The sequence below is a fragment of the uncultured Wocania sp. genome (genome assembly GCF_964021735.1).
In the GTDB taxonomy this organism is placed as follows: domain Bacteria; phylum Bacteroidota; class Bacteroidia; order Flavobacteriales; family Flavobacteriaceae; genus Wocania_A.
The window spans coordinates 1-20,567 of the sequence record NZ_CAXIBN010000042.1; the positions used below are offsets into that span (position 1 = coordinate 1).

Annotated in this window: 19 protein-coding genes and 1 pseudogene; 13 read left to right on the forward strand and 7 right to left on the reverse strand. The window is 33.5% G+C overall.

Going from position 1 to position 20,567, the window contains the following annotated elements; all coding sequences use genetic code 11:
• The 3 genes from AADI82_RS05485 to gtfA form a co-directional block, all read left to right on the forward strand.
• On the forward strand, nucleotides 1–524 hold a 524-nt coding region (locus AADI82_RS05485; RefSeq protein WP_341215447.1), incomplete at its 5' end, for an MFS transporter.
• Nucleotides 525–543: 19 nt separating this feature from the next.
• Nucleotides 544–1,482 (forward strand): carbohydrate kinase, encoded by a 939-nt coding sequence (locus AADI82_RS05490; protein WP_341215448.1) that lies wholly within the window; start codon nucleotides 544–546, stop codon nucleotides 1,480–1,482.
• A gap of 7 nt (nucleotides 1,483–1,489) precedes the next feature.
• The gene (gene gtfA, locus AADI82_RS05495; protein ID WP_341215449.1) at nucleotides 1,490–3,058 is read left to right on the forward strand and encodes a sucrose phosphorylase; all 1,569 of its coding nucleotides are present in this window, start codon (nucleotides 1,490–1,492) and stop codon (nucleotides 3,056–3,058) included.
• Nucleotides 3,059–3,435: 377 nt separating this feature from the next.
• On the opposite strand, the gene AADI82_RS05500 is transcribed toward gtfA, so the two are convergent.
• From AADI82_RS05500 to AADI82_RS05515, 4 genes are read right to left on the reverse strand one after another with little or no spacing between them, the layout of a single operon-like run.
• Nucleotides 3,436–3,717 carry a hypothetical protein gene (locus tag AADI82_RS05500; protein ID WP_341215450.1) on the reverse strand — a complete coding sequence of 94 codons (282 nt, stop codon included), beginning with the start codon at nucleotides 3,715–3,717 and terminating at the stop codon, nucleotides 3,436–3,438.
• 10 nt (nucleotides 3,718–3,727) lie between these two features.
• Entirely contained in the window at nucleotides 3,728–4,702 is a 975-nt protein-coding gene (locus tag AADI82_RS05505) for a deoxyhypusine synthase family protein (protein ID WP_341215451.1), read from the reverse strand.
• Nucleotides 4,692–5,627, reverse strand: coding sequence for an agmatinase (gene speB, locus AADI82_RS05510; protein ID WP_341215452.1), 936 nt, complete (start codon nucleotides 5,625–5,627; stop codon nucleotides 4,692–4,694). Before speB ends, AADI82_RS05505 begins: the two co-directional genes overlap by 11 nt.
• A 1-nt stretch (nucleotide 5,628) precedes the next feature.
• A complete protein-coding gene (locus tag AADI82_RS05515) occupies nucleotides 5,629–7,083 on the reverse strand; it encodes an arginine decarboxylase (protein ID WP_341215453.1) in 1,455 nt (484 codons plus the stop codon).
• Nucleotides 7,084–7,854: 771 nt separating this feature from the next.
• Between AADI82_RS05515 and AADI82_RS05520 the strand changes: the two genes are divergently transcribed.
• The 5 genes from AADI82_RS05520 to AADI82_RS05540 are packed head-to-tail and all read left to right on the forward strand — an operon-like array spanning nucleotide 7,855 to nucleotide 10,258.
• Nucleotides 7,855–8,289, forward strand: a complete 435-nt coding sequence (locus AADI82_RS05520) for an Rrf2 family transcriptional regulator (protein WP_341215454.1) — start codon at nucleotides 7,855–7,857, stop codon at nucleotides 8,287–8,289.
• A gap of 40 nt (nucleotides 8,290–8,329) precedes the next feature.
• Nucleotides 8,330–8,767, forward strand: a complete 438-nt coding sequence (locus AADI82_RS05525; protein ID WP_341215455.1) for a hypothetical protein — start codon at nucleotides 8,330–8,332, stop codon at nucleotides 8,765–8,767.
• A gap of 16 nt (nucleotides 8,768–8,783) precedes the next feature.
• Nucleotides 8,784–9,110: a 2Fe-2S iron-sulfur cluster-binding protein gene (locus AADI82_RS05530; RefSeq protein ID WP_341215456.1), complete on the forward strand. Its 327-nt coding sequence runs from the start codon at nucleotides 8,784–8,786 to the stop codon at nucleotides 9,108–9,110.
• Between the two features lie 11 nt (nucleotides 9,111–9,121).
• On the forward strand, nucleotides 9,122–9,847 hold the full coding sequence (gene ric / locus AADI82_RS05535; RefSeq protein WP_341215457.1) for an iron-sulfur cluster repair di-iron protein: 726 nt from the start codon (nucleotides 9,122–9,124) through the stop codon (nucleotides 9,845–9,847).
• 12 nt (nucleotides 9,848–9,859) lie between these two features.
• Nucleotides 9,860–10,258 (forward strand): group III truncated hemoglobin, encoded by a 399-nt coding sequence (locus AADI82_RS05540; protein ID WP_341215458.1) that lies wholly within the window; start codon nucleotides 9,860–9,862, stop codon nucleotides 10,256–10,258.
• Between the two features lie 46 nt (nucleotides 10,259–10,304).
• On the opposite strand, the gene AADI82_RS05545 is transcribed toward AADI82_RS05540, so the two are convergent.
• The 3 genes and pseudogenes from AADI82_RS05545 to AADI82_RS05555 all read right to left on the reverse strand — a co-directional run bounded on the left by AADI82_RS05545 (nucleotide 10,305) and on the right by AADI82_RS05555 (nucleotide 12,548).
• Nucleotides 10,305–11,141 carry a transporter gene (locus AADI82_RS05545; protein WP_341215459.1) on the reverse strand — a complete coding sequence of 279 codons (837 nt, stop codon included), beginning with the start codon at nucleotides 11,139–11,141 and terminating at the stop codon, nucleotides 10,305–10,307.
• Nucleotides 11,142–11,562: 421 nt separating this feature from the next.
• A pseudogene (locus AADI82_RS05550) lies at nucleotides 11,563–11,886 on the reverse strand (helix-turn-helix domain-containing protein); the annotation flags it as partial.
• A gap of 65 nt (nucleotides 11,887–11,951) precedes the next feature.
• Complete coding sequence (locus AADI82_RS05555; protein ID WP_341215460.1) at nucleotides 11,952–12,548, reverse strand: RNA polymerase sigma-70 factor; 597 nt, start codon at nucleotides 12,546–12,548, stop codon at nucleotides 11,952–11,954.
• Between the two features lie 116 nt (nucleotides 12,549–12,664).
• Here AADI82_RS05555 and AADI82_RS05560 point away from each other — a divergent pair, with 116 nt between their 5' ends.
• The 5 genes from AADI82_RS05560 to AADI82_RS05580 all read left to right on the forward strand — a co-directional run bounded on the left by AADI82_RS05560 (nucleotide 12,665) and on the right by AADI82_RS05580 (nucleotide 20,488).
• On the forward strand, nucleotides 12,665–13,807 hold the full coding sequence (locus tag AADI82_RS05560; RefSeq protein WP_341215461.1) for a FecR family protein: 1,143 nt from the start codon (nucleotides 12,665–12,667) through the stop codon (nucleotides 13,805–13,807).
• A gap of 328 nt (nucleotides 13,808–14,135) precedes the next feature.
• The gene (locus AADI82_RS05565; protein WP_341215462.1) at nucleotides 14,136–16,307 is read left to right on the forward strand and encodes a SusC/RagA family TonB-linked outer membrane protein; all 2,172 of its coding nucleotides are present in this window, start codon (nucleotides 14,136–14,138) and stop codon (nucleotides 16,305–16,307) included.
• Between the two features lie 66 nt (nucleotides 16,308–16,373).
• A complete protein-coding gene (locus AADI82_RS05570; protein ID WP_341215465.1) occupies nucleotides 16,374–17,456 on the forward strand; it encodes a TonB-dependent receptor in 1,083 nt (360 codons plus the stop codon).
• Between the two features lie 6 nt (nucleotides 17,457–17,462).
• Nucleotides 17,463–19,010, forward strand: a complete 1,548-nt coding sequence (locus AADI82_RS05575; RefSeq protein ID WP_341215463.1) for a RagB/SusD family nutrient uptake outer membrane protein — start codon at nucleotides 17,463–17,465, stop codon at nucleotides 19,008–19,010.
• A gap of 134 nt (nucleotides 19,011–19,144) precedes the next feature.
• A complete protein-coding gene (locus tag AADI82_RS05580; RefSeq protein WP_341215464.1) occupies nucleotides 19,145–20,488 on the forward strand; it encodes an MFS transporter in 1,344 nt (447 codons plus the stop codon).
• The last annotated feature ends 79 nt before the right edge of the window (nucleotides 20,489–20,567 follow it).

The following is a 20,567-nucleotide window of genomic DNA, read 5'->3' on the forward strand; positions in this document are numbered from 1 at the left end:
TGAATTTTGATGCTTCTCAAGCTTTAAGTCAAGCGGCAAAAATGAATACCACATACAACCTTTCTACCATTATTTTTGCTTTAGCATTGGTGCCACTAACGTTAAAATTTGGCGGTAAAAAAGTATATGTATTAAGTTTGTTTTTAACAGGCATTGCTATGTTAAGTATTCCGTATATACAAGACCCGCTTTTGGTTATCTTACCAATGATCTTATTTGGTATAGGTTGGGCAGCAATGATGGGTATCCCATATTCTATGGTGTCAAAAATAGTCCCTTCAGAACGACGCGGTGTTTATATGGGTATATTAAATATGATGATTGTTATTCCTATGGGAATTCAAACTTTAACATTTGGATCTATTGTAAAGAATCTGTTGAATAATAGTGCAGTTAATGCCATAATATTTGGTGGCGTATTTTTTATTATAGGAGGCATATTGGCATTACGACTTAAGGAACCAAAATCTATTGATGAAGATGAAAGAGAAGTTATTCCTAATGGTACGGACTTTAATTTATAATTAAGAAAAGAAAATAATTTTGAAAGAAAATAATAAAGACATAGATATTCTTTGTGTTGGCGAAGTACTTGTTGATTTCATTGGACATCGAACAGAAGTACTTATAAATAATACAAGTGATTACCATAGATACTTAGGAGGTTCTCCTGCAAACGTAGCTATGAATTCAGCAAGATTAGGCTTAAGACCTGTAATGGTAGCAACTGTAGGAGATGATGGTTTTGGAAATTATATTATTGAAAGACTTAATGAAGTTGGAGTCAATACGAATCATTTAAATAAAAATAGTGACAAACCTACAAGCGTTATTTTTGTATCTAGAACAGATGGTACACCAGATTTTATTCCGTACAGAAAAGCGGATTCTTGTATTATAGAAGATCAAATTTCAACAGACTTACTTTCAGAAACTCATATTTTTCACACAACCTGTTTCGCTTTAAGCAAAAATCCTGCACAATCTACTATCTTAAAAAAGGCTGAAGAGGCTCATAACCTAGGATGTAAATTAAGCATTGATGTAAATTATGCTATGAAGTTATGGAAAAGTCAGGAAGAAGCACTTAAGGTTATTAAGGCATATTGTAAATTCAATCCTTTGGTAAAAATTAGTGAAGACGATATGCTTAGGCTTTTTGAGAAAGAGTTACCACACGAAGAGATATTTGATTTTTTTCATTCTGAAGGAGTAGATATGGTGTGTTTAACCTTAGGTAGTAAAGGGGTTAAGTTGTCTCAAAAAGGCAAAGATGTTATTCAATTACCAGCAACAAAAATAGAGGTAGTTCAGGATGCTACAGGTGCAGGTGATGCATTTTGGTCTGGATTTTTGTTTGCCTATATTAAAGATAAACCTATAGAAAAATGTTTGCAAGTAGCCTTGAAATTAGCTGCTTTAAAGCTTCAAAATGTAGGTAGATTACCAGACAACATTAATATATTATCAGAACTACTTTAACTTTTGAATGATGTTAAAAGATTCAAATATTAATAACGGAGTCATGCTAAACGCCTACCCAGATAGCATTGGAGTTAATTTGAAAGACATGGTTGCCATGTTGCAAATGCCTCAATTTAAAGATGTTTTTTCGTTATTTTATGTGTTACCAACTTTTTTTAATAGTGATTTGGATAGAGGCTTTTCAGTTATTGATTATAATATTAACGAAGAACTAGTTTCTAAAGATGATTTAAAAGCTTTGGAAGCACTTAATATTATGTTGAAATTTGATATTGTTCTTAATCACTTATCTGTTGCATCTCCACAATTCAAAGATTTATTGAAAAATGGAGAACACTCCAAATACAAAGATTTTTTTATCAATTGGAATTCCTTTTGGAAAGGAAACGGAGAACTCAATGATGAAGGTATTGTTATTCCGAAAGCTGAGTTTCTCGATAAGTTATTTATGAGAAAAGCTGGGTTGCCTATTCTAAAAGTACCTTTTCCAGATGGAACCAAAAAACCATATTGGAATACGTTTTATCAGAAAATAAATAGTCAAGACAATAGTTTTTTAGGGCAAATGGATGTTAATCCAAAATCTCAATTAGTTTGGGATTTTTATGAAGAAACATTAGCAAAAGTAAAGAGTTACGGTGGCTCAATTTTAAGATTAGATGCTTTTGCATACTTACATAAAGAAATTGGACAATCTAATTTCTTTAATAAACCAGGTACTTGGGAGTACTTGGAACGAATCAAACAAATAGCTGAGAAAAATGATTTAACACTTTTACCAGAAATTCATGCAGAATATGGTCTAAATCTTCATGATGAAGTTGCTAATAAAGGGTATCTAATTTACGATTTTTTTCTACCAGGTTTAATGATTCACACACTTGAAACAGGGAATAGTAAGGCAATTTTAACTTGGGCAAAAGAAATTATTAGTAAAGGCTACAAAACGGTAAATATGCTTGGTTGCCATGATGGAATACCAGTTTTAGACTTAAAAGGAAAAGAAGTTAATGGTTTTTACAACAAAGGTTTATTAGAAGATAATGAGATAGAAACCATAATGAGCACGATTATGGAAAGAGGAGGTCGAGTAAAAAATCTTTATGGTCCTTCAGGAAAAAAAATCTCTTACTATCAAGTGAATGCAACATTCTTTAGTGCTTTAGGAGAAAATGAACGAAAACTATTATTAGCTAGAGCCATTCAGATGTTTATGCCAGGGATTCCTCAGGTTTGGTATTTAGATATTTTCGCTGGGAAAAACAATTATGAAGCTGCCGATAAAGGTGGTAGTGGTGACCACAAAGAAATTAACCGAACGTCATTATCTGTGAACGATATTGAAAAAGGAGTAGCTACGGATGTTGTAATGGGTCAACTTGAAATTATGCGTTTAAGAAATACATCTAAGGCTTTTAGAGGCGAAATAAAAATTAATGACGTAGCTGAAAATTTAATAGATATATTATGGAGCAACGGAAATGATTTCGCACATTTGAAAGTAAATCTTATAACCTTTAAATTTTCTATTTCTTATTCGGAATCTGGCATAAATTACATGAAGCATTTTTAGTAATTGGATCAAAATTAATTATTTAATTTAACATGCCATTCCATACACATTTTCGCCACTACTCCACCTTTTCAGAAAACGAGTGTTCTATTAAGATTGTAGAGAAAAATTATAGAAGGAAAAAAATAAAGAAAATGATGAATTAAACTTTCGATTTTAGCCAAAGCTCAATTTACCCTTCAACTTCGTTCAGGATAAACTCCACGCAGAACATTATAGTGCATTTTATAAAAATGTTTGCTTAAAATTTCTGTAAACTTGTGATATCCCTTGTATAATTGAATGTATTAATTATGGAGTATTAATAAACCCCTAAATTTTGGATATTTGAGATTAAATTTTAAAAACCTCTTGTGATTGTTTAATACATTTAAATTCTAACACATATCAATATTGTCATTAGTTAAATCTTCTTCTTCTTCTTCTTCTTCTTCCTCTTCTACTTCTTCATGCTGTTCCATAGCTTGAACCAATCGTTTCCCAATTTTTACCAAATAGACTGTATCTTCGGTTCTGACTTCAACAGCTTCTATGTATTCATTTTGGGCATTTCTAAACGCAATTATATCCTTATCAGCATATCCGTCAGGAAATTTATCCACTAATAGGTTTAAAATGTCTTCATTTAACTTTTGATAATCTACAATTTTGCGTATCATTTTTTTAGTGTTACATGCCTAATAAATAGGCAAAGATTAATGGAGCAACAATTGTAGCATCACTCTCTATTATAAATTTTGGTGTATCAATATCTAATTTTCCCCAAGTTATTTTTTCATTAGGAACCGCTCCAGAGTAGGAACCATAACTTGTTGTTGAATCACTTATTTGACAGAAATAACTCCAAAATGGTGTATCAGTACGTTCCATATCTTGATACAGCATTGGTACGACACATATTGGAAAATCTCCTGCAATACCCCCTCCTATTTGAAAGAAACCTATCCCGTTTTCTGAATTATCAGTATACCAATCTGCTAGAAAGGTCATATACTCAATTCCAGATTTCATAGTACTTGCTTTAAGCTCTCCTTTCAGCACATAACTTGCAAAAATATTGCCCATAGTGCTGTCTTCCCATCCTGGGCATACAATTGGCAAGTTTTTTTCTGCAGCTGCATACATCCAAGAATCTTTTAAATCTATTTCATAATATTCTTCTAAGACTCCAGATAATAATAGTTTATACATATACTCATGTGGTAAATAGCGCTCACCATTTTCATCTGCTTCCTTCCATAATTTATAAATATGCTGTTGCAATCTTCTAAATGCTTCTTCTTCTGGAATGCACGTGTCGGTTACACGATTGAGTCCTTGTTCTAACAAATCCCATTCTTGTTTAGGTGTTAAATCCCGGTAATTAGGAATTCGTTTATAATGGGAATGTGCAACTAGGTTCATAATATCCTCTTCTAAATTTGCTCCTGTACAAGAAATGATTTGCACTTTATCTTGTCGTATTATTTCAGCAAAAATCTTTCCTATTTCTGCTGTGCTCATGGCTCCTGCCAAAGACACTAACATTTTTGAACCTTGATTTAATTGTGTTTCATAAGCTTTTGCAGCATCAACAACTGTAGCAGCATTAAAGTGTAAAAAGTATTCTTCTATAAAGTTGGTAATTGCGCCTTTAGTAGTCATCTTCGTCTTTGAATTTTGATATATTATTTAGTGGTTTTTCATCATAAGCATTGTCATAATCATCTTCAATAGTTTCATGTTGAAACTTATAACTTAACATTTTGTAATACAATTTGGCAGCTAAAAAATCTGAAGATTTATCAACTTCATTGGGACACAATTCAACAATATCAAAACCAACAACATTTTTTTCGTTAAATACCTGCTTTAAAAAATCTAAGGTTTCGTACCAGAACAAACCACCAGGTTCTGGAGTGCCAGTACTTGGTAAAATGGAAGGGTCAAAAGCATCTAAATCAAAGGTTATAAACACATTGTCTGTCATTTGATCAATGGCTGAATCCATCCAAGAATCATCTATTGCCATTTCGTGAGCAAAATAGGTTTTGTCTAAATTCATAACAGATTTCTCTTTTATGTCCATAGAACGAATACCTACTTGAATTAAGTTGGTGTGTTGACTGGCTTCATAAACTGCACAAGCATGATTGCAAGTACTACCATCATAACTTTTTCGTAAATCGGCATGTGCATCTATATGCAATACTGTTAAGTTTGGAAACATTTCATTAAATGCTCTAATGGTTCCAATAGATATAGAATGTTCACCCCCAAAAACAGTTACAAATTTGTTCTTTTTTATATAGCTTTTAGTTTCCTGATGTACTGCATCAGCCATCGCTTCTGGTGTAGCATTTACGGTTATGGGTTCAGTTAAATAAATACCTTGTCTATAAACTTCTGAATCGGTTTCAATGTCGTAAAGTTCCATGTTTTCAGAAGCATTTAAAAAGGCATTTGGTCCTTTATCTGCTCCTTTTTGCCATGTACTTGTACCATCATATGGGACAGGGATTAATACAATTTTTGCGTGTACTAATTTCGCGAATTCTTCTGATATTCCAGCGTAAGTTTTAGTTTCCATTTTAGACATCTGCTAATAGTAATTCTGTATCTGTATTTTGAATTGTGTATGTTTCAGGCTTTTTATCATAGCCTAAAATTTCAAGCAACTCTTCACTTTTTTGTTGTTCTTTAAATAATTTAGTTGTGACATTTCCACGTGCATCTTTATCGATTAAAATGTGCTTGGGAGCAGGAATTAAACAATGTTGTAAACCTCCATAACCTCCTATAGATTCTTGATAAGCACCAGTATTAAAAAAGCCAATGTATAAGGGCTTATCTTTATTATATTTTGGCAAGTAGATAGCGTTCATGTGTTGTTCACTATTATAGTAATCATCACTATCACAAGTTAATCCTCCAAGTAAAACACGCTCATAAGAATCATTCCAACGATTTATTGGTAACATGATAAAACGTTTGTTAATTGCCCAAGTATCTGGAAGTGTCGTTATAAATGAAGAATTTATCATATTCCATTTTTCTCGATCGTTTTGTTGCTTTTGATAAAGCACTTCATAAATTGCTCCACCACTTTCTCCTACTGTAAAACTGCCAAACTCTGTGAAAATATTAGGCACATCGATACCTTCTTCTTCACAAGTCAATTTAATTTGATTGATGATTTCATCAATAATGTATTCATAATCAAAATCAAATGCCAATGAGTTTTTAATAGGGAATCCCCCACCAATATTTAAACTATCAAGCGTTGGACATATTTTTTTCAAACTTGTATAAACTTTAAGACATTTTAAAAGTTCATTCCAATAGTAAGCATTATCTCTAATACCTGTGTTAATAAAGAAATGAAGCATTTTAAGCTGTACTTTCGGATTGTCTTTAAGCTGCTTGTTATAAAAAGGGAGGATGTTTTTATAACCTATTCCTAATCGAGAGGTGTAAAATTCAAATTTAGGCTCCTCTTCTGAAGCAATACGAATCCCCACATTAAAATTACCTTCTATTTCATTTGACAGTAAATTAATCTCTTCATAATTATCAATAATTGGAATACAATTTTGATGACCACTATTTATTAGTCTTGCAATATTAGTTACATATTGTGCTCGCTTAAAACCATTACTTATAACAAACGTATTGTCGTTTATTTTTCCTTCTTCTTTTAAAGATTCAATAATATCTATGTCAAAAGCCGAAGAGGTTTCAATATGGATGTCATTCTTTAAAGCTTCATTTAAAACATGCTTAAAATGCGAGCTTTTTGTACAATAACAATAATTATAGTTCCCATTATAATTATGATTCTTAATGGCCTTCTCAAACCACGCTTTTGATTTATTTATATTATCAGAAATTTTAGGTAAGTATGTGAATTTTAAAGGGGTTCCATAAGTTTCAATCAATTTATTTAAGTCAATATCATGAAATCGTAAGTGGTCTTTGTCAAGAACAAATTCTTCTTGAGGGAAATCAAAAGTTTGATTGATTAAATCAATATATTTTATATTCATTATAGATAGGATAAAAGTTATTAGTAAATGAGAGCATGAATGCTTTCCTAAAAAGAATTAATAACTTAAAATCAAATCATAATTTGATATTGTGTTTTAGAGACAAAACACAATTTATACCGCGTAGATATGCTTTTCAATACGGAAGTTAGCTTTAAATTTCGGTGACTTACTCCGTAAGCTTCTTTTGAATATGACTTCCAAATTTCCAAAAGACCGAACTTATAAACATGTTTCAATTTGTTCAGCAAAAAGCTCCTATGGTAAAAGCTTTAGTAAATCTAAATTAAATACAAAAATTTAATATTTCACTGTTTTTTAATTGTTTTTATAACCTTTCCATTCGACTCACATTATGCCTCCCTCCTACGTCGTCGCATAAAAAGCGTTCCATTAAACATTGCAGAACCAACTTTTAGAATAAATTTTCAAGGAATTGTAGTATCAACTTTCGCTTTTAACCAAACCTCAAGTTACCCTTCAACTTCGTTCAGGATAAACTCCACGCAGAACATTTACGGTAAAACGATGTCAGTGATTGTGAATACTAGGAGTTATCAAATAGAACATTTTTTACTTTTGCAGCTATTATTCCCATTCCCTATGTGTTTACATCCAACATCAGGGTAACGAAAAATATATTCATTGCTAGTATTTTTCTACACAGTTTCCCGTTAAGAAATAATTATTTATTAAAATCATTAAATTTTATAGCGGATAATAATGTCTTTTATAAAATAATATTTAAATTTGTATATAATTTACTAAAATATGTTTTCAAAATCATGTGAATATGGTCTTAGGTCAATAATTTATATTGCCCAACAAAGTGCACAGGATTCTAAAGTCAGTTTGGCGACTATATCTGAGGCTGTTAACTCTCCACAAGCATTTACCGCTAAAGTTCTACAACAACTTACGCGCAATAACATTATAAAATCAATTAAGGGACCTTATGGAGGTTTTGTAATTGAAAGTGAGAAAATGGATACCATTAAGCTCAGTGATGTTGTAAAAATATTAGACGGCGATTCTATTTATACAAGTTGTGGTTTAGGTTTGAATATATGTGATGAAAATTCCCCCTGCCCCCTACACTACAAGTTTGTTGAAGTTAGAAATCAACTCAAGGAGCTTTTAGAAACGACAACTTTATCTATGTTGGTTCACGACATGAGTATTGATGTTTTTCATTTAAATCTTTAAAATTATATTTAAAAAGGATAACAAGATCTTAATATAGACAATGAAAAAAATAATAATCATAGTAACATTTATTTGGATTGGCTTTGTAAGCAGCATAAGTTTTATGGAATCTTGGTTGAAATTTCAAGCCCCGAACATTACCACAAAACTTGGTATAGGTATTGGAAAAATCGTTTTTGAAGCGCTAAATAAGGTGGAGATTGCATTTATTTCGATTATAATCATTTGCTTAACGATTATAATGTTAAAATACAAAAGGTTATATTTTTCCCATGCCCTTTCTTTATCAATTGTCCTATTGATACTTCAAACATTTTGGCTTTTACCTGCATTAAGCCAACGTGCAACCCAAATCATTCAAGATATAAAAGTGCCAAAAAGTAATTTGCACTTTCTATTTGTTTTGTTTGAAATTTTAAAAATAGGGTGCCTCACCACTTTTGGGATTAAATTGTTAAATACAAAAAACATGTATTAAAAAAAATAGATGCCCCATGAAATCTACCCCAAAATATAAAGTGACCATTACAGATTTTTACAATGAGATTATTAAAATTTCATTTACAAAACATCGGTATCCAAATTTAATGACTCTGATAGCGGATAACTATCCGGAGGAGTTTGGAGAATGTAAGGGTCGTGGTTGGTGTGGCACTTGCCACATCAAGGTGACTTCAGGAACGCTAAGTACGCCCATTGAAATTACTGAAAAACAAACTCTTAAGACGATTTACAATGCAGATATAAGTAGTCGTTTGGCTTGTCAAATCATACTAAATGAAAAAATTAATAACATGACTTTTAAAATAATAAATAATTAAAACACAAAACTATGGACTTAAATAATAAAACTTTAATTGGCAATATTGTTGCTAAAAACTACAAATCAGCAAGCGTTTTTAAATCATACGGTATAGATTTTTGCTGCAATGGCAACAGAAGCATTGAAAAGGTATGTGAAGTAAATGATATTGATGAAAATGAATTAATCGATTTACTTAAAAACTGTTTTGAAACAGAAACCGACACCAACGATTATCAATCTTGGGAAATCGATTTTCTTTCAGATTATATTTACAATAAGCATCATAAATACATTGAAAACAAAGTGCCTGAAATTAAGCAATACCTCGATAAAATTTGTAGAGTCCATGGAAACAGTCACCCGGAGCTATTAGAAATAAACAAACTGTTTAAAGAAAGTGCGAGCGATTTAATCTTACACATGAAGAAAGAAGAATTAATTTTATTTCCTCATTTCAAGAAATTAGCAGCTGCAGTCAGGGACAATACGCCTGTATCGAGTCCGCAATTTGATACGGTTAAAAGTCCGATTGCAATGATGCACGAAGAGCATGACAATGAAGGACATCGGTTCAGAAAGATTTCAGAATTAAGTAATGATTATAAACCCCCAATAGATGCGTGTAGCAGCTATAAAGTATCGTTTTCTTTATTAAAAGAATTTGAAGATGATTTACACAAACACATCCATTTAGAAAACAACATTTTGTTTAAAAAAGGAATTGAATTAGAACAAAGGTTACAGGAGAAATAAAAACATGTTTTGATGATTAAACAATTAGAAGATAGAGAAGACGTTAGTTTGTTGGTGAATACTTTTTATGAAAATATACGAAAAGATGAGTTGTTAGGTCCCATCTTTAATAAACACATAAAAGGAGAACAATGGACAGCCCATTTAGAAAAGCTAACGGATTTTTGGGTAACAGCTCTTTTTGGAGTTATATGCTTTAAAGGCAATCCGACGTTGGCTCACAAGAAAGTAGATGAAAACTTAAATCACACCATTGCTCAAGCTCATTTTGAGCGATGGGTGAATTTATGGCACAATACCATTGATCTATTGTTTATAGGGACACTAGCAGAAAGAGCAAAAAGAGCATCGAAAAGCATGGCAATTGGTCAATTTAAAGCAATTAACAGTTTTAGAGCTAATCTGAAATAACGATCATAAATAGTTTTATCTCGTTTTTTAAAGGCTTCTACAATGCCTAAAAAGTATAGTAAACCCCCATCGTTAAGGCTATTTTTTTCGCAACATTATTCCCGAAGAAAGCACTGCCATAACCGCCAGTAATACCAAAGTCTTCGGTAAGCACTCCAATGACTTTTAAACCATATGAACCATATTCCTGATCGTTTACATACAATCCCGTTAACACATTTGAAGGAGGCAAAACAATGTTTCCATTTTTAAATGATTTCACAACATCTACAAAACCAATTAACCAGATTTTTTTTAAAATTTTGGTTCCCAACTCTCCTCCAACTTTAAAATTAGAACTATAGTTATTCGTTCTAAAAATCCCTCCAGCAAATGTTTGTAAATAGAATTTATCAAAACTTCTTCCAGCTAACAAGAGCGGTGTAAAAGACCAAGCATCATTACCCGTTCTTATCCCAGAATTCTTATCAAAACTCCCTGTTCTTGCTTCTAACGAAAACTGTCCGGACAACACCCATTTTTTTTTATAAAAATTATATTTTAACCCCATTTCGATATTGCCCAAAGAGGTTTCATTCGCAGCCTTCGTAGCTGGGTTTGAATTCTCCTTTACGACCAGGTCTCCGCTTTTTATATGTTTTAAGGGAAGGTTTAGAATCAAAGTTAATTTATCAGTAAAACCATATTCGCCATAAAACTGAAATGTATTATCCGTTAATTTTCTTTCCGTTGTATGGTCTGGATCTCCAAATAAACTGCTGTAGTTTTGAATGGTTGAATAAGATGATTGCAAATAATAACTTCCTTTTTCTTTTGTCCATGGACCTTGAGAAAATGCAGAAAAACTGATTAGAAAGATTAGTAATTGGTGGGGATATTTCATGATTATAAGTTTTTTACAAACTGTTTCGTTGTATAATTTACAACATACAACTTAGGCACCTATTGACTTTCTTGCAAAAAACAACTGTATAAATATTCTTTAATAGAAATAAGAAAACCCCATTGTAAAGGACTCTTAAGGTATTCGAAGCTTTGTACTAAAGCTTAATGGTCTGAAACTGCTGTCGGTTATCCCCCATTCCTTAGTTTTTAGATAATTTGACTATGAATCATCCAAACTTAATTTTCCTCACACAAAATGTAGAAAGTGTCTAAAAACGATTGATGTTTTGCAAGAAAACAAATATGATATTGTTGAGATTTTCAAACAACCATATACCAAGTATCTCAATTTTCTTGAAAGATTTTTCCTTCAAAAGTATTAATCTACTAAATAAGTTGTGATGTTAAATAAATAGTAACTACTCACATACTGTGGGGCGATCATAAAGCTCATTGGTGGTAAATCGATACAATTGTGGATCATACCATTGTTGATTGTAAAAGAAACGCCATAAGGAAATATTATCATCCTTTATTAAAAAGGGCACTGACATCAATTGCTTTAGAAAAACCTTAGGGTGCTCTAGCTTTAAAATAGGTGCATATAATTCTTTGATTTTAGTCTTCCCTTCTGCATAAACGGCGTTTAATAAACCTTCCTTATTTTGATAATGTCTAAAAATTAAACCTTCAGAAACGGCAGCTTGTTTGGAGATCATTCGCGTTGAAGTCGCAGCATATCCCGCTTCCGAAAATCGCTAAAGACTACAGCGCCAAAGACGCGATTCCACAACCCATAGAAAAGGCTCTAAACGACCCCTTTATTTTTTACACTAAAAAGTAAAAATAAGAGACCATTTACCTTGTCACCCAGAGTTTTCTTTAGTATGGAAAAGGCCTTTGTCATATGCCCTTCTACAGATTTTATTGAAATATTTAAATAGTCTGCGATTTCTATATTGGTAAGACCTTCATGTTTACTTAATAAAAATGTTTGCTTACACTTAGGAGGCAGTTTTTGAATTTCTTTTTTAACGAGCTTTATTAGCCGCTCCAATGATTTTTCATCTTCTTCCTCAACAATGAAACTCAGGGCATCGATATGTTTTTTTTCTAAGGCTAAAACGTTTTTTTGTTTTCGATATTGATCAATAAATTCATTATAAACGGATTTATATAAATAGCTTTTAAAGTTAAAATCATCTTTAAGTTTTTGACGGGTTTTCCAAATTCTGATAAATACATTCTGGACAATGTCTTCAGATAAATCATGGTCATTTATAAGGCTAAATGCGTAAAGACAAAGTTTGTGGTGGTACGTTTCAACTAAAAAAGTATACGCCTTTGACTCTCCTTTTTTTAGGGATTTTAGAAAAGAAATTTGATTTATAAAGATAGTGGACATAGTAGGGCTATGCTATAAGTAGGTTGTTATAATTGCTAAAATATAAAAAAAAATTACCAAAAAAGTAAGGGTTATTCAAAACACTCACGTTTTAGTTATGTGTTAAAGATTAAGAAATGTCCGAAAAAAGTCAAAAATTAATTATACAATTCCTTACCAAACAAGCCTCTTTTGTTGAGCTAGAAGCACTCTCTATCTGGCTTGAAAACCCAAAAAATGAAAAGGAATTTAAAAGCTATATCAAACTTAATTATGCAATTGATTTCAATATGAAACAGTTTGATACTGCCAGATCAAAAAAGGAATTACAGGAATTTATGAGTCAAGAACTCCGAATTCGTCCATTGCGTAAAATTCGAAAACTATCTAAATATGCGGCTTTACTCATAATCTTTTTGGGGATTGGGTATTTATATCAAAGTAACTATTTTTCGACAGCCCCTGAATTCATAATTCCTCCGGATAGTATTACACTTCAGCTAGAAAATGGGGATATTAAAGTCATTCACGAAGACGGTTCTAGTGATGTACAGGATGCCCAAGGCCGTGTGGTCGGCGCTCAAAATGGCACACAATTAGTATATAGCAGTTCTCATTCAAAAGAAGAATTGGTCTTTAACACACTAACGGTGCCTTATGGGAAACGCTTTGAACTCCAATTATCAGATGGGACAAAGGTTTATTTGAATTCTGGCACTTCCTTAAAATACCCAGTTAAATTCATCGATGGTGAGATGCGCCAAGTATATTTAGAAGGTGAAGCATTTTTTGATGTCACGACAAATAAAAAGGCTCGATTTGTTGTAAACGCAACGAATTTAAATGTAGAAGTTTTTGGAACGACGTTTAATGTATCGGCATATCCAGAAGATTCCTCAACGGATGTTGTTTTGGTAGAAGGCTCTGTGGCGCTTTATAATGAAAATAAAACGTCAAAAGAAGGGGTTACTATTGTGCCTGGGACAAAAGGATCCTTTATAAAACAACAAAACGACATCACTACCGAAAAAGTTGACACAAAACTATATACTCAATGGATGGTGGGTGGCTTAGTTTTCAGAAACAGTAATTTTGAGGCAATATCAAAAAAACTGGAGCGGCATTATAATGTGAAAATAGTAAATTCTAATCTGGAACTTAGTAAAGAGGTTTTTAACGCAAGTTTTAAAGAAGAGTCTATAGATATTATATTAAATTATTTCAAAAACAGTTCCAATCTCGAATATGAAATAAAAGAAAACACGATATATATAAAATAAACTTAAATCTAAAAAAAATATAACAACCATAGTTAATGCTTGGTCTTCAAGAAAAAGATTTTACTATACTTATACTGGAGCACAGTCTAAGCGTGACCTACAATAAACATAATCAGATGAAATAAAAAAACAGAAACTCAACGAACAAAAATCACTATGTATATTCTTGAAATTAGAATAAAAAAAACCGGAAAATGCTGTAACATTTCCCGGTATTTATAAGTGATCAACTAAAATCAGTCATTCACAATTTAAACACTTTAAAAATATGAAAAAACTTCATGAAATAAAAGGGATAAATTTATCTTTTATAAAATTTGATTTAAAAATGAAATTAACAACCCTCTTTGTCTTCGCTACATTTTTTAGTATGCTTGCAAACAATGTTGGGTACTCTCAAACACTTACTCTAAATGAAAAGAATATTTCTGTTGTTAGAGTAATTGATAAAATTGAAGCGATGTCAGAGTACAAATTTATTTATAACACTAAATTTGTAGACTTAAACCGCACCGTTACAATACAGCTAAAAGACGCAAATATCGAAACGGTACTTAGCAGCCTATTTAAAAATACCTCTACAGCCTATCAAATATTAAGAAAAACACAAATCATTCTTAATCGTAAAATGGATGTAGATAAAAACGATCACTTGGGTACATCTGTTAGGACGCACCAGAAACAGCAAAATCAAATTGGTGGAACGATAACGGATGATACAGGTCAACCTTTACCTAGTGCTACAATTATAGTAAAAGGCACTTCTAGAGGAACTACAACCGATTTTGATGGCAAGTATAATTTGGAAATAGACAGTGATGACGCGATACTTTTAGTATCCTATGTTGGTTTTACAACTCAGGAAATAGCTGTAAATGGTCAAACCGAAATAAACATTCAATTAGTAGCCGATTCTGCACTGGATGAGGTCATCTTAATTGGATATGGGACTGTCACCAAAAAAGAATTAACAGGAGCTATTGCCACTGCTGGTAACATTGAAGATCGTGCGGTGACCAATGTGCAAGAAGCACTACAAGGAAACATCTCAGGAGTTACAGTATTAGCAGACGGTGGAGATCCCACGAGCACACCTATCATTAAAATTAGAGGACTGGGAACTTCTTCAGCTGAACAACCGTTATGGATCGTTGACGGTGTCCCTTATTATGGAGGCCCAATTAACCCCTTTGATATTGAGTCCCTAACCGTATTAAAAGATGCAGCTTCTGCTTCAATATATGGAGTTCGAGCAGCAGCAGGGGTCATTTTAGTGACGACTAAAAAAGGAAAGCAAGGGAAGGTTCAAGTCGATTTTGGAACTTTTACGGGCGTTCAAAACGTGTATGAAAAACCTGTAGCCTTAAACGCACAACAATATACCGACATGTATAATATTGCATACGATAATTCTGGAATCCCACGATTAGATTATTTTAATGGCAGTACTAACCCTGACAGATTGCTGCAAAAAACCAATTGGGTTGATGAAATTTTTAGAAGTGGAATCATTCAAAACTATGATATTGGATTGCGTGGTGGCTCAGAAAAATACACCTTTTCATCTTCTTTAGGATACAACAAAAAAGAAGGAATTCTTATCAATACCTATGCAGACCGTATAAGTTTCCGATACAACTCTGCAGTTAAGCTAAGTGATAAAATTAAAATCGGCGAAAATTTCTCATACACCCTTAACAATGGTCAATCGGCATTCACAGGAACGCAAGCAGCAAACGGAGAAACCAATTACAATGGCGTTATTGCAGCAGCAATCAAAGCACCACCTTTTGTGCCAGTGTATAACTCGGATGGCGTTTACAACGATGTAGCTGACGGACAAAACGGAGATGTGCTTCACCCTGTGGGCACTTTAGAACGTATTAATATTGACAATCCAAAGAAAAATACGTTTGGAAATCTTTTCTTGGAGTATAAACCAACAGAAAAACTAACCCTTAAAACGAGTTATGCCATAAACCACACCGACGAATTTTTTAAAGAATTTGACCCTCGTGTGGCAGAAACTTCAAAAGTACAAAAGACAACAAATATATTAACTCAAATTCAGGCTAATGAAATAAATTGGTCTTGGGAAAACACCGTAGATTATACAAACACATTTAATGATGTACATGCGTTTCAGTTGCTCGGAGGCTACTCTTTACAGCACCAAGAACGCGAGTTGGATGGGATTGTTGCTGAGGGTTTTGAAAATGAAAATCCAGATTTAATAGTACTGCCCCTTGCAGATGAAATTAGGGATGTTTATTATTCATTTTTCGAAAATAAGTTGGTGTCATTTTTCTCAAGAGTACTCTATGACTACAATAAAAAATATTTTTTTTCTGCAAGTATTCGTAGAGATGGATCGTCTAAGTTAGCTCAAGATAGACGTTGGGAGAATTTTCCATCCGTTGCAGTTGGATGGGCACTCTCTGAAGAAGGCTTTTTTAAATCTAACTTTGTTAGAAGTTTAAAGTTAAGGGCCAGTTGGTGACGTGTAGGAAATATTGAAAGTTTATCGTCTTATCCTACAAATCTACCTCTATCAGATGAAAACACGATACTTGGACAAGATGGCTATCAAACAGGTGTTGTTCTAGATGGACGTTCGAACGATGCTATTAATTGGGAAATTTCAGAAACAACTAACTTTGGTGTGGATTTCACCTCAGAAAATAACAAATGGAATTTAACAGCCGATTATTTTATTAAAGATACAGACAGATGGCTTAACCGAACTCCTGTTAGCCCTTTAGAAGGAATTGGGACTTCTCCATTTCAAAACTCAGGAAAAATTAGAAATAAAGGTTTAGAGCTTGCCTTAGGGTACACTAAAAATGAAGGCGATTTCAACTACAATGTTTCAGGAAATGTGTCCTTTATCAAAAATGAAGTTCTTGAAATAGCCCCTGGATTCGACTTTATTCCAGATGATATTACACAAGTCGCAACACATTTTCCCCTAGCAAACGCAGTGGGGCAACCTCTTTTTTCTTATTATCTAATTGAATCGGATGGCTTGTTAAGAACCGATGCAGAAGTAACCGAAGCAAGAGCTAACGGACAGCCTGATGCCCAATTAGGAGACCTTCGTTTTATAAATCAAAATGGAGATGATACTATAGACGATGATGATCGAGTTTTTAAAGGGAGTGCATTTCCGACCGTATCTTATGGATTGAATTTTTCAGCGAATTACAAAAATTTTGACTTTTCAATGTTCTTCCAAGGTACACAAGGCGGTGTGGCTTATAATGGTTATAAACTTACCACCACCTATCCTGCACATACATCAGTCGCTGGAGCCAATTTGTTAGATACGGCCTTAGACACTTGGCATCCAGGAAACCCAAATGCTTCCAATCCAAGATTGTCAATAGATGATCCAAATGGAAATATTCGTAAATCAGACTTTTGGTTAGAGGATACAGATTACCTGCGTTTGAAAAACCTATCTGTCGGCTACACCTTACCAGAAAGCCCGTATTTTCAAAAATTACGAATCTATGTTACAGGACAAAACGTACTGACTTGGACAAACTATTCTGGTTTGGACCCTGAAGTTTCCAACCGTGGGGTTGATGGTGGACAATACCCCGTTGCCAGAACATTTACTTTAGGATTTAATTTAACATTAAAATAAAAAAAGATGAAAAAACATAAATATATAAATTTTTTAAGCCTCATAACACTTGTATTACTTACGGCTTGTGAAAATGACTTCCTAGATGTTGAGCCAAAAGGTGCCCCAACGGCAGCTTCTTTTTTCAAAACAGAAGTTGATGTCACTCGAGCGACAAATGCACTGTATTTAATGAACGATTTTCAGGGCACCTACGGTAGGGGAATGTTTTTATATTCTCTAATCCCAAGTGATGATTTTGTAGTTGGAAAATCTAAAACCCAAATAGAAGAAATAAAAAACTTTGTAACCTCGGGATCTGGCTCCTACACAAGAGATATTTGGCCAAAACATTTTCAAGTGATAAAAAGAGCGAATGACATTATTAATAATGTCCCTGATATTGAAGGTGTCTCAGATGAAGTAAAGAATTTTGCTTTAGGAAATGCATACTTCATGCGTGGATTGGCGTATCATCAGTTAGGTGTAATTTATGGAGACGATCGCGCAGGGATTCCTATTGTTGATGAATTTACAACGGATTTTTATATTTCCAGACCTGAAAGTGTAACGGTTAGTAATGAATATGCAGCTGAAAACTTTACCAAAGCTGCAGAATTATTGCCATTATTTAGCGAGCTTTCGCCATCCGATTATGGGAAAGCCCATAAAAATGCAGCCTACGCCTATTTAGCAAAAACACATTTATTCAATGCCGAATTTGACAGTGCCTCTTGGCAGAAAGTCATCGATGCTTGTAATGCTGTGACTGCTACTCAAGATGTATTGGAACCTAATTTTGAAGATGTGTTTAAAATTGTCAACAATTGGGGATCAGATTACATCTGGTCTGTTCCAAGCAACACTACTGGAGGAAGTATTTTGCCAGGAGCTTCTTTAGAAAATAAGGGTTGGGCTAAATACAATGGCTGGGGCTATTTTGCTCCAACGCTTGATCTGTACGAGTCGTATCAAGTAGATGACAAAAGAAGAGATGCAACCTTGTTAGCCTTTGGAGATGATTTTGAATATTTTGGTGAAACCAGACGGTATTGGTCCACCAGGAGTTTAACAGGCGTCCAACTTAAAAAGTATATGGAACCTTACAGTTATGTTGATGGGGTACACCTCAATGGTAATGGCGATCATCCAACAACCGATTTAAATGTTCCTTTGATGCGTTTATCAGATGTGTATTTAATGCGGGCGGAAGCAAAAATTATGCTTGGCCAAGATGGAGATGGAGACTTAAACAAAGTCAGACTTCGGGCAGGTCTTCCTGCTGTAACTGGAGCCACACTTGAGCATGTTAAATACGAACGTAGAGCTGAATTTGCTGGAGAGGGCGTGACGAGCCGTTTTTATGATTTATGTCGCTGGGGGGATGTCTCAGATATTAGGAAAGCATTGAGTGGTAGACAACATGATGACAAAGAAGACCCAGACTCTGGATTTAGTATAATAGAAGTTTGGTCAGAACGAAGTAATTTTGATTTAGTGAAACATCGTGTATGGCCAATTCCACCGAGTGTTATTGACAACAGTAGAGATTTTATAAAACAAAACGTAAGATAATTTCTACATCTTTTATCATGGTTTAATTAGTCAAAAACAATTCATGATTTGATAAGTGCATTCCATTAAGAATGCACTTATCTTTTATCTAAATATGAACCTCATAACCATTTTAAATTCTTTTAAAAATTAATATGAATTTCACTAAATTTCCACCTTTAGTACAGGTACCTCCCTCTAAAGATAAAACACCAAAACATCTCATTTCCAAAAAATATAAGCATTGGAGATGGCGTATGTTTATTGGGATGTATCTAGGGTACACTATTTTTTATTTTACACGGAAAAACATTTCCCCCGCATTGCCTCTAATTAGCGAAAAATTAGATATTGACCTTATTCAATTAGGAATATTAAGCAGTGTTTTTTATGTGGTTTACGGCATCGGAAAGTTTGTTAGTGGTCTCTTAGCAGACAGAGCAAATATTAGAATGTTTATGGCTATTGGGCTTTTTCTAGCATCCATCATACATTTGTTTATTGGGTTTTTAGATAGTTTATATCTAATTGTTTTCTTTTGGGGGCTCAATGGAGCCTTTCAATCTATGGGATTTCCACCAATAGCTAAAGGCCTGGTACACTGGTTTTCTCCTCGAGAAAGAGCAACAAAGTGGACTGTTTTATCATCTTCGCATACTGCTGGAACCTTTGGAGTAGGACTCTTGGTTGCAGGGATTATCAATTTGTATAACAAAGGAATTGTGGGCTGGGAAGCCGTTTTTTACGTACCAGGAATTATAGGGTGTTTGACCGCAATATTTTTGTTTATTGCATTACGCGACCGTCCCGTGTCTTTAGGATTGCCTGAAATTGAAGACCACAGGAGGGACAGACCTGTAGTAGAGTTGATCGAAAAATCAAAATCACATTGGAAATTATTAAAAACACACATCTTTACCAATAAATTTATTTGGCTATTAAGTTTGGCCAATATGTTCATTTATATCATTCGATTTGGAACCTTAGACTGGGCAACAATTTTCTTATATGATATAAAAGGAATAGACCAAGTAAAGGTCGCCATTTTTTGGACGTTAATGCCTTTAGCTGGAATTCCAGGGGGTATTGTTGCTGGATATTTAGCCGATAAGTTTTGGAATGGCCGCTGTGTCCCCATTAATGTCATATACCTTGTTTTGCTAACATTTAGTATTATGGGATTTTATTTTTATTCAGGCTCTAATAATATTATTCTAACCGGTGTCTTTTTGTTGCTAATTGGATTTCTAATTGATGGGCCTCAAAATTTAATCAGTGGCGTTCAAACGTCTAGAGTTACGGTTAAAGAAGCCATTTCTGCAGCATGTGGAATGACAGGTTTGTTCGGATATGTAGGAGCTACTTTATCTGGAGTAGGGCTCGCATACATAACGGCGTCTTTTGGCTGGATGGCCATGTATGGCGTCTGTGCGTTATCATCAATTTTATGTTTGATTTTAGTATTAATGACCTATAAGAAAGAAAAGGGACATTCCTAATTTACAATATATTGAATCACTGTTCTGGGTTTGAATTCTCCTTTACGACCAGGTCTCCGCTTTTTATATGTTTTAAGGG

Coding starts and splice junctions, on each gene's coding strand:
- gtfA (WP_341215449.1), top strand. CDS start 1,490: ATGATGTTAAAAGATTCAAATATTAATAACGGAGTCATGCTAAACGCC.
- AADI82_RS05500 (WP_341215450.1), bottom strand. CDS start 3,717: ATGATACGCAAAATTGTAGATTATCAAAAGTTAAATGAAGACATTTTA.
- AADI82_RS05505 (WP_341215451.1), bottom strand. CDS start 4,702: ATGACTACTAAAGGCGCAATTACCAACTTTATAGAAGAATACTTTTTA.
- speB (WP_341215452.1), bottom strand. CDS start 5,627: ATGGAAACTAAAACTTACGCTGGAATATCAGAAGAATTCGCGAAATTA.
- AADI82_RS05515 (WP_341215453.1), bottom strand. CDS start 7,083: ATGAATATAAAATATATTGATTTAATCAATCAAACTTTTGATTTCCCT.
- AADI82_RS05520 (WP_341215454.1), top strand. CDS start 7,855: ATGTTTTCAAAATCATGTGAATATGGTCTTAGGTCAATAATTTATATT.
- AADI82_RS05525 (WP_341215455.1), top strand. CDS start 8,330: ATGAAAAAAATAATAATCATAGTAACATTTATTTGGATTGGCTTTGTA.
- AADI82_RS05530 (WP_341215456.1), top strand. CDS start 8,784: ATGAAATCTACCCCAAAATATAAAGTGACCATTACAGATTTTTACAAT.
- ric (WP_341215457.1), top strand. CDS start 9,122: ATGGACTTAAATAATAAAACTTTAATTGGCAATATTGTTGCTAAAAAC.
- AADI82_RS05540 (WP_341215458.1), top strand. CDS start 9,860: ATGATTAAACAATTAGAAGATAGAGAAGACGTTAGTTTGTTGGTGAAT.
- AADI82_RS05545 (WP_341215459.1), bottom strand. CDS start 11,141: ATGAAATATCCCCACCAATTACTAATCTTTCTAATCAGTTTTTCTGCA.
- AADI82_RS05555 (WP_341215460.1), bottom strand. CDS start 12,548: ATGTCCACTATCTTTATAAATCAAATTTCTTTTCTAAAATCCCTAAAA.
- AADI82_RS05560 (WP_341215461.1), top strand. CDS start 12,665: ATGTCCGAAAAAAGTCAAAAATTAATTATACAATTCCTTACCAAACAA.
- AADI82_RS05565 (WP_341215462.1), top strand. CDS start 14,136: ATGAAATTAACAACCCTCTTTGTCTTCGCTACATTTTTTAGTATGCTT.
- AADI82_RS05575 (WP_341215463.1), top strand. CDS start 17,463: ATGAAAAAACATAAATATATAAATTTTTTAAGCCTCATAACACTTGTA.
- AADI82_RS05580 (WP_341215464.1), top strand. CDS start 19,145: ATGAATTTCACTAAATTTCCACCTTTAGTACAGGTACCTCCCTCTAAA.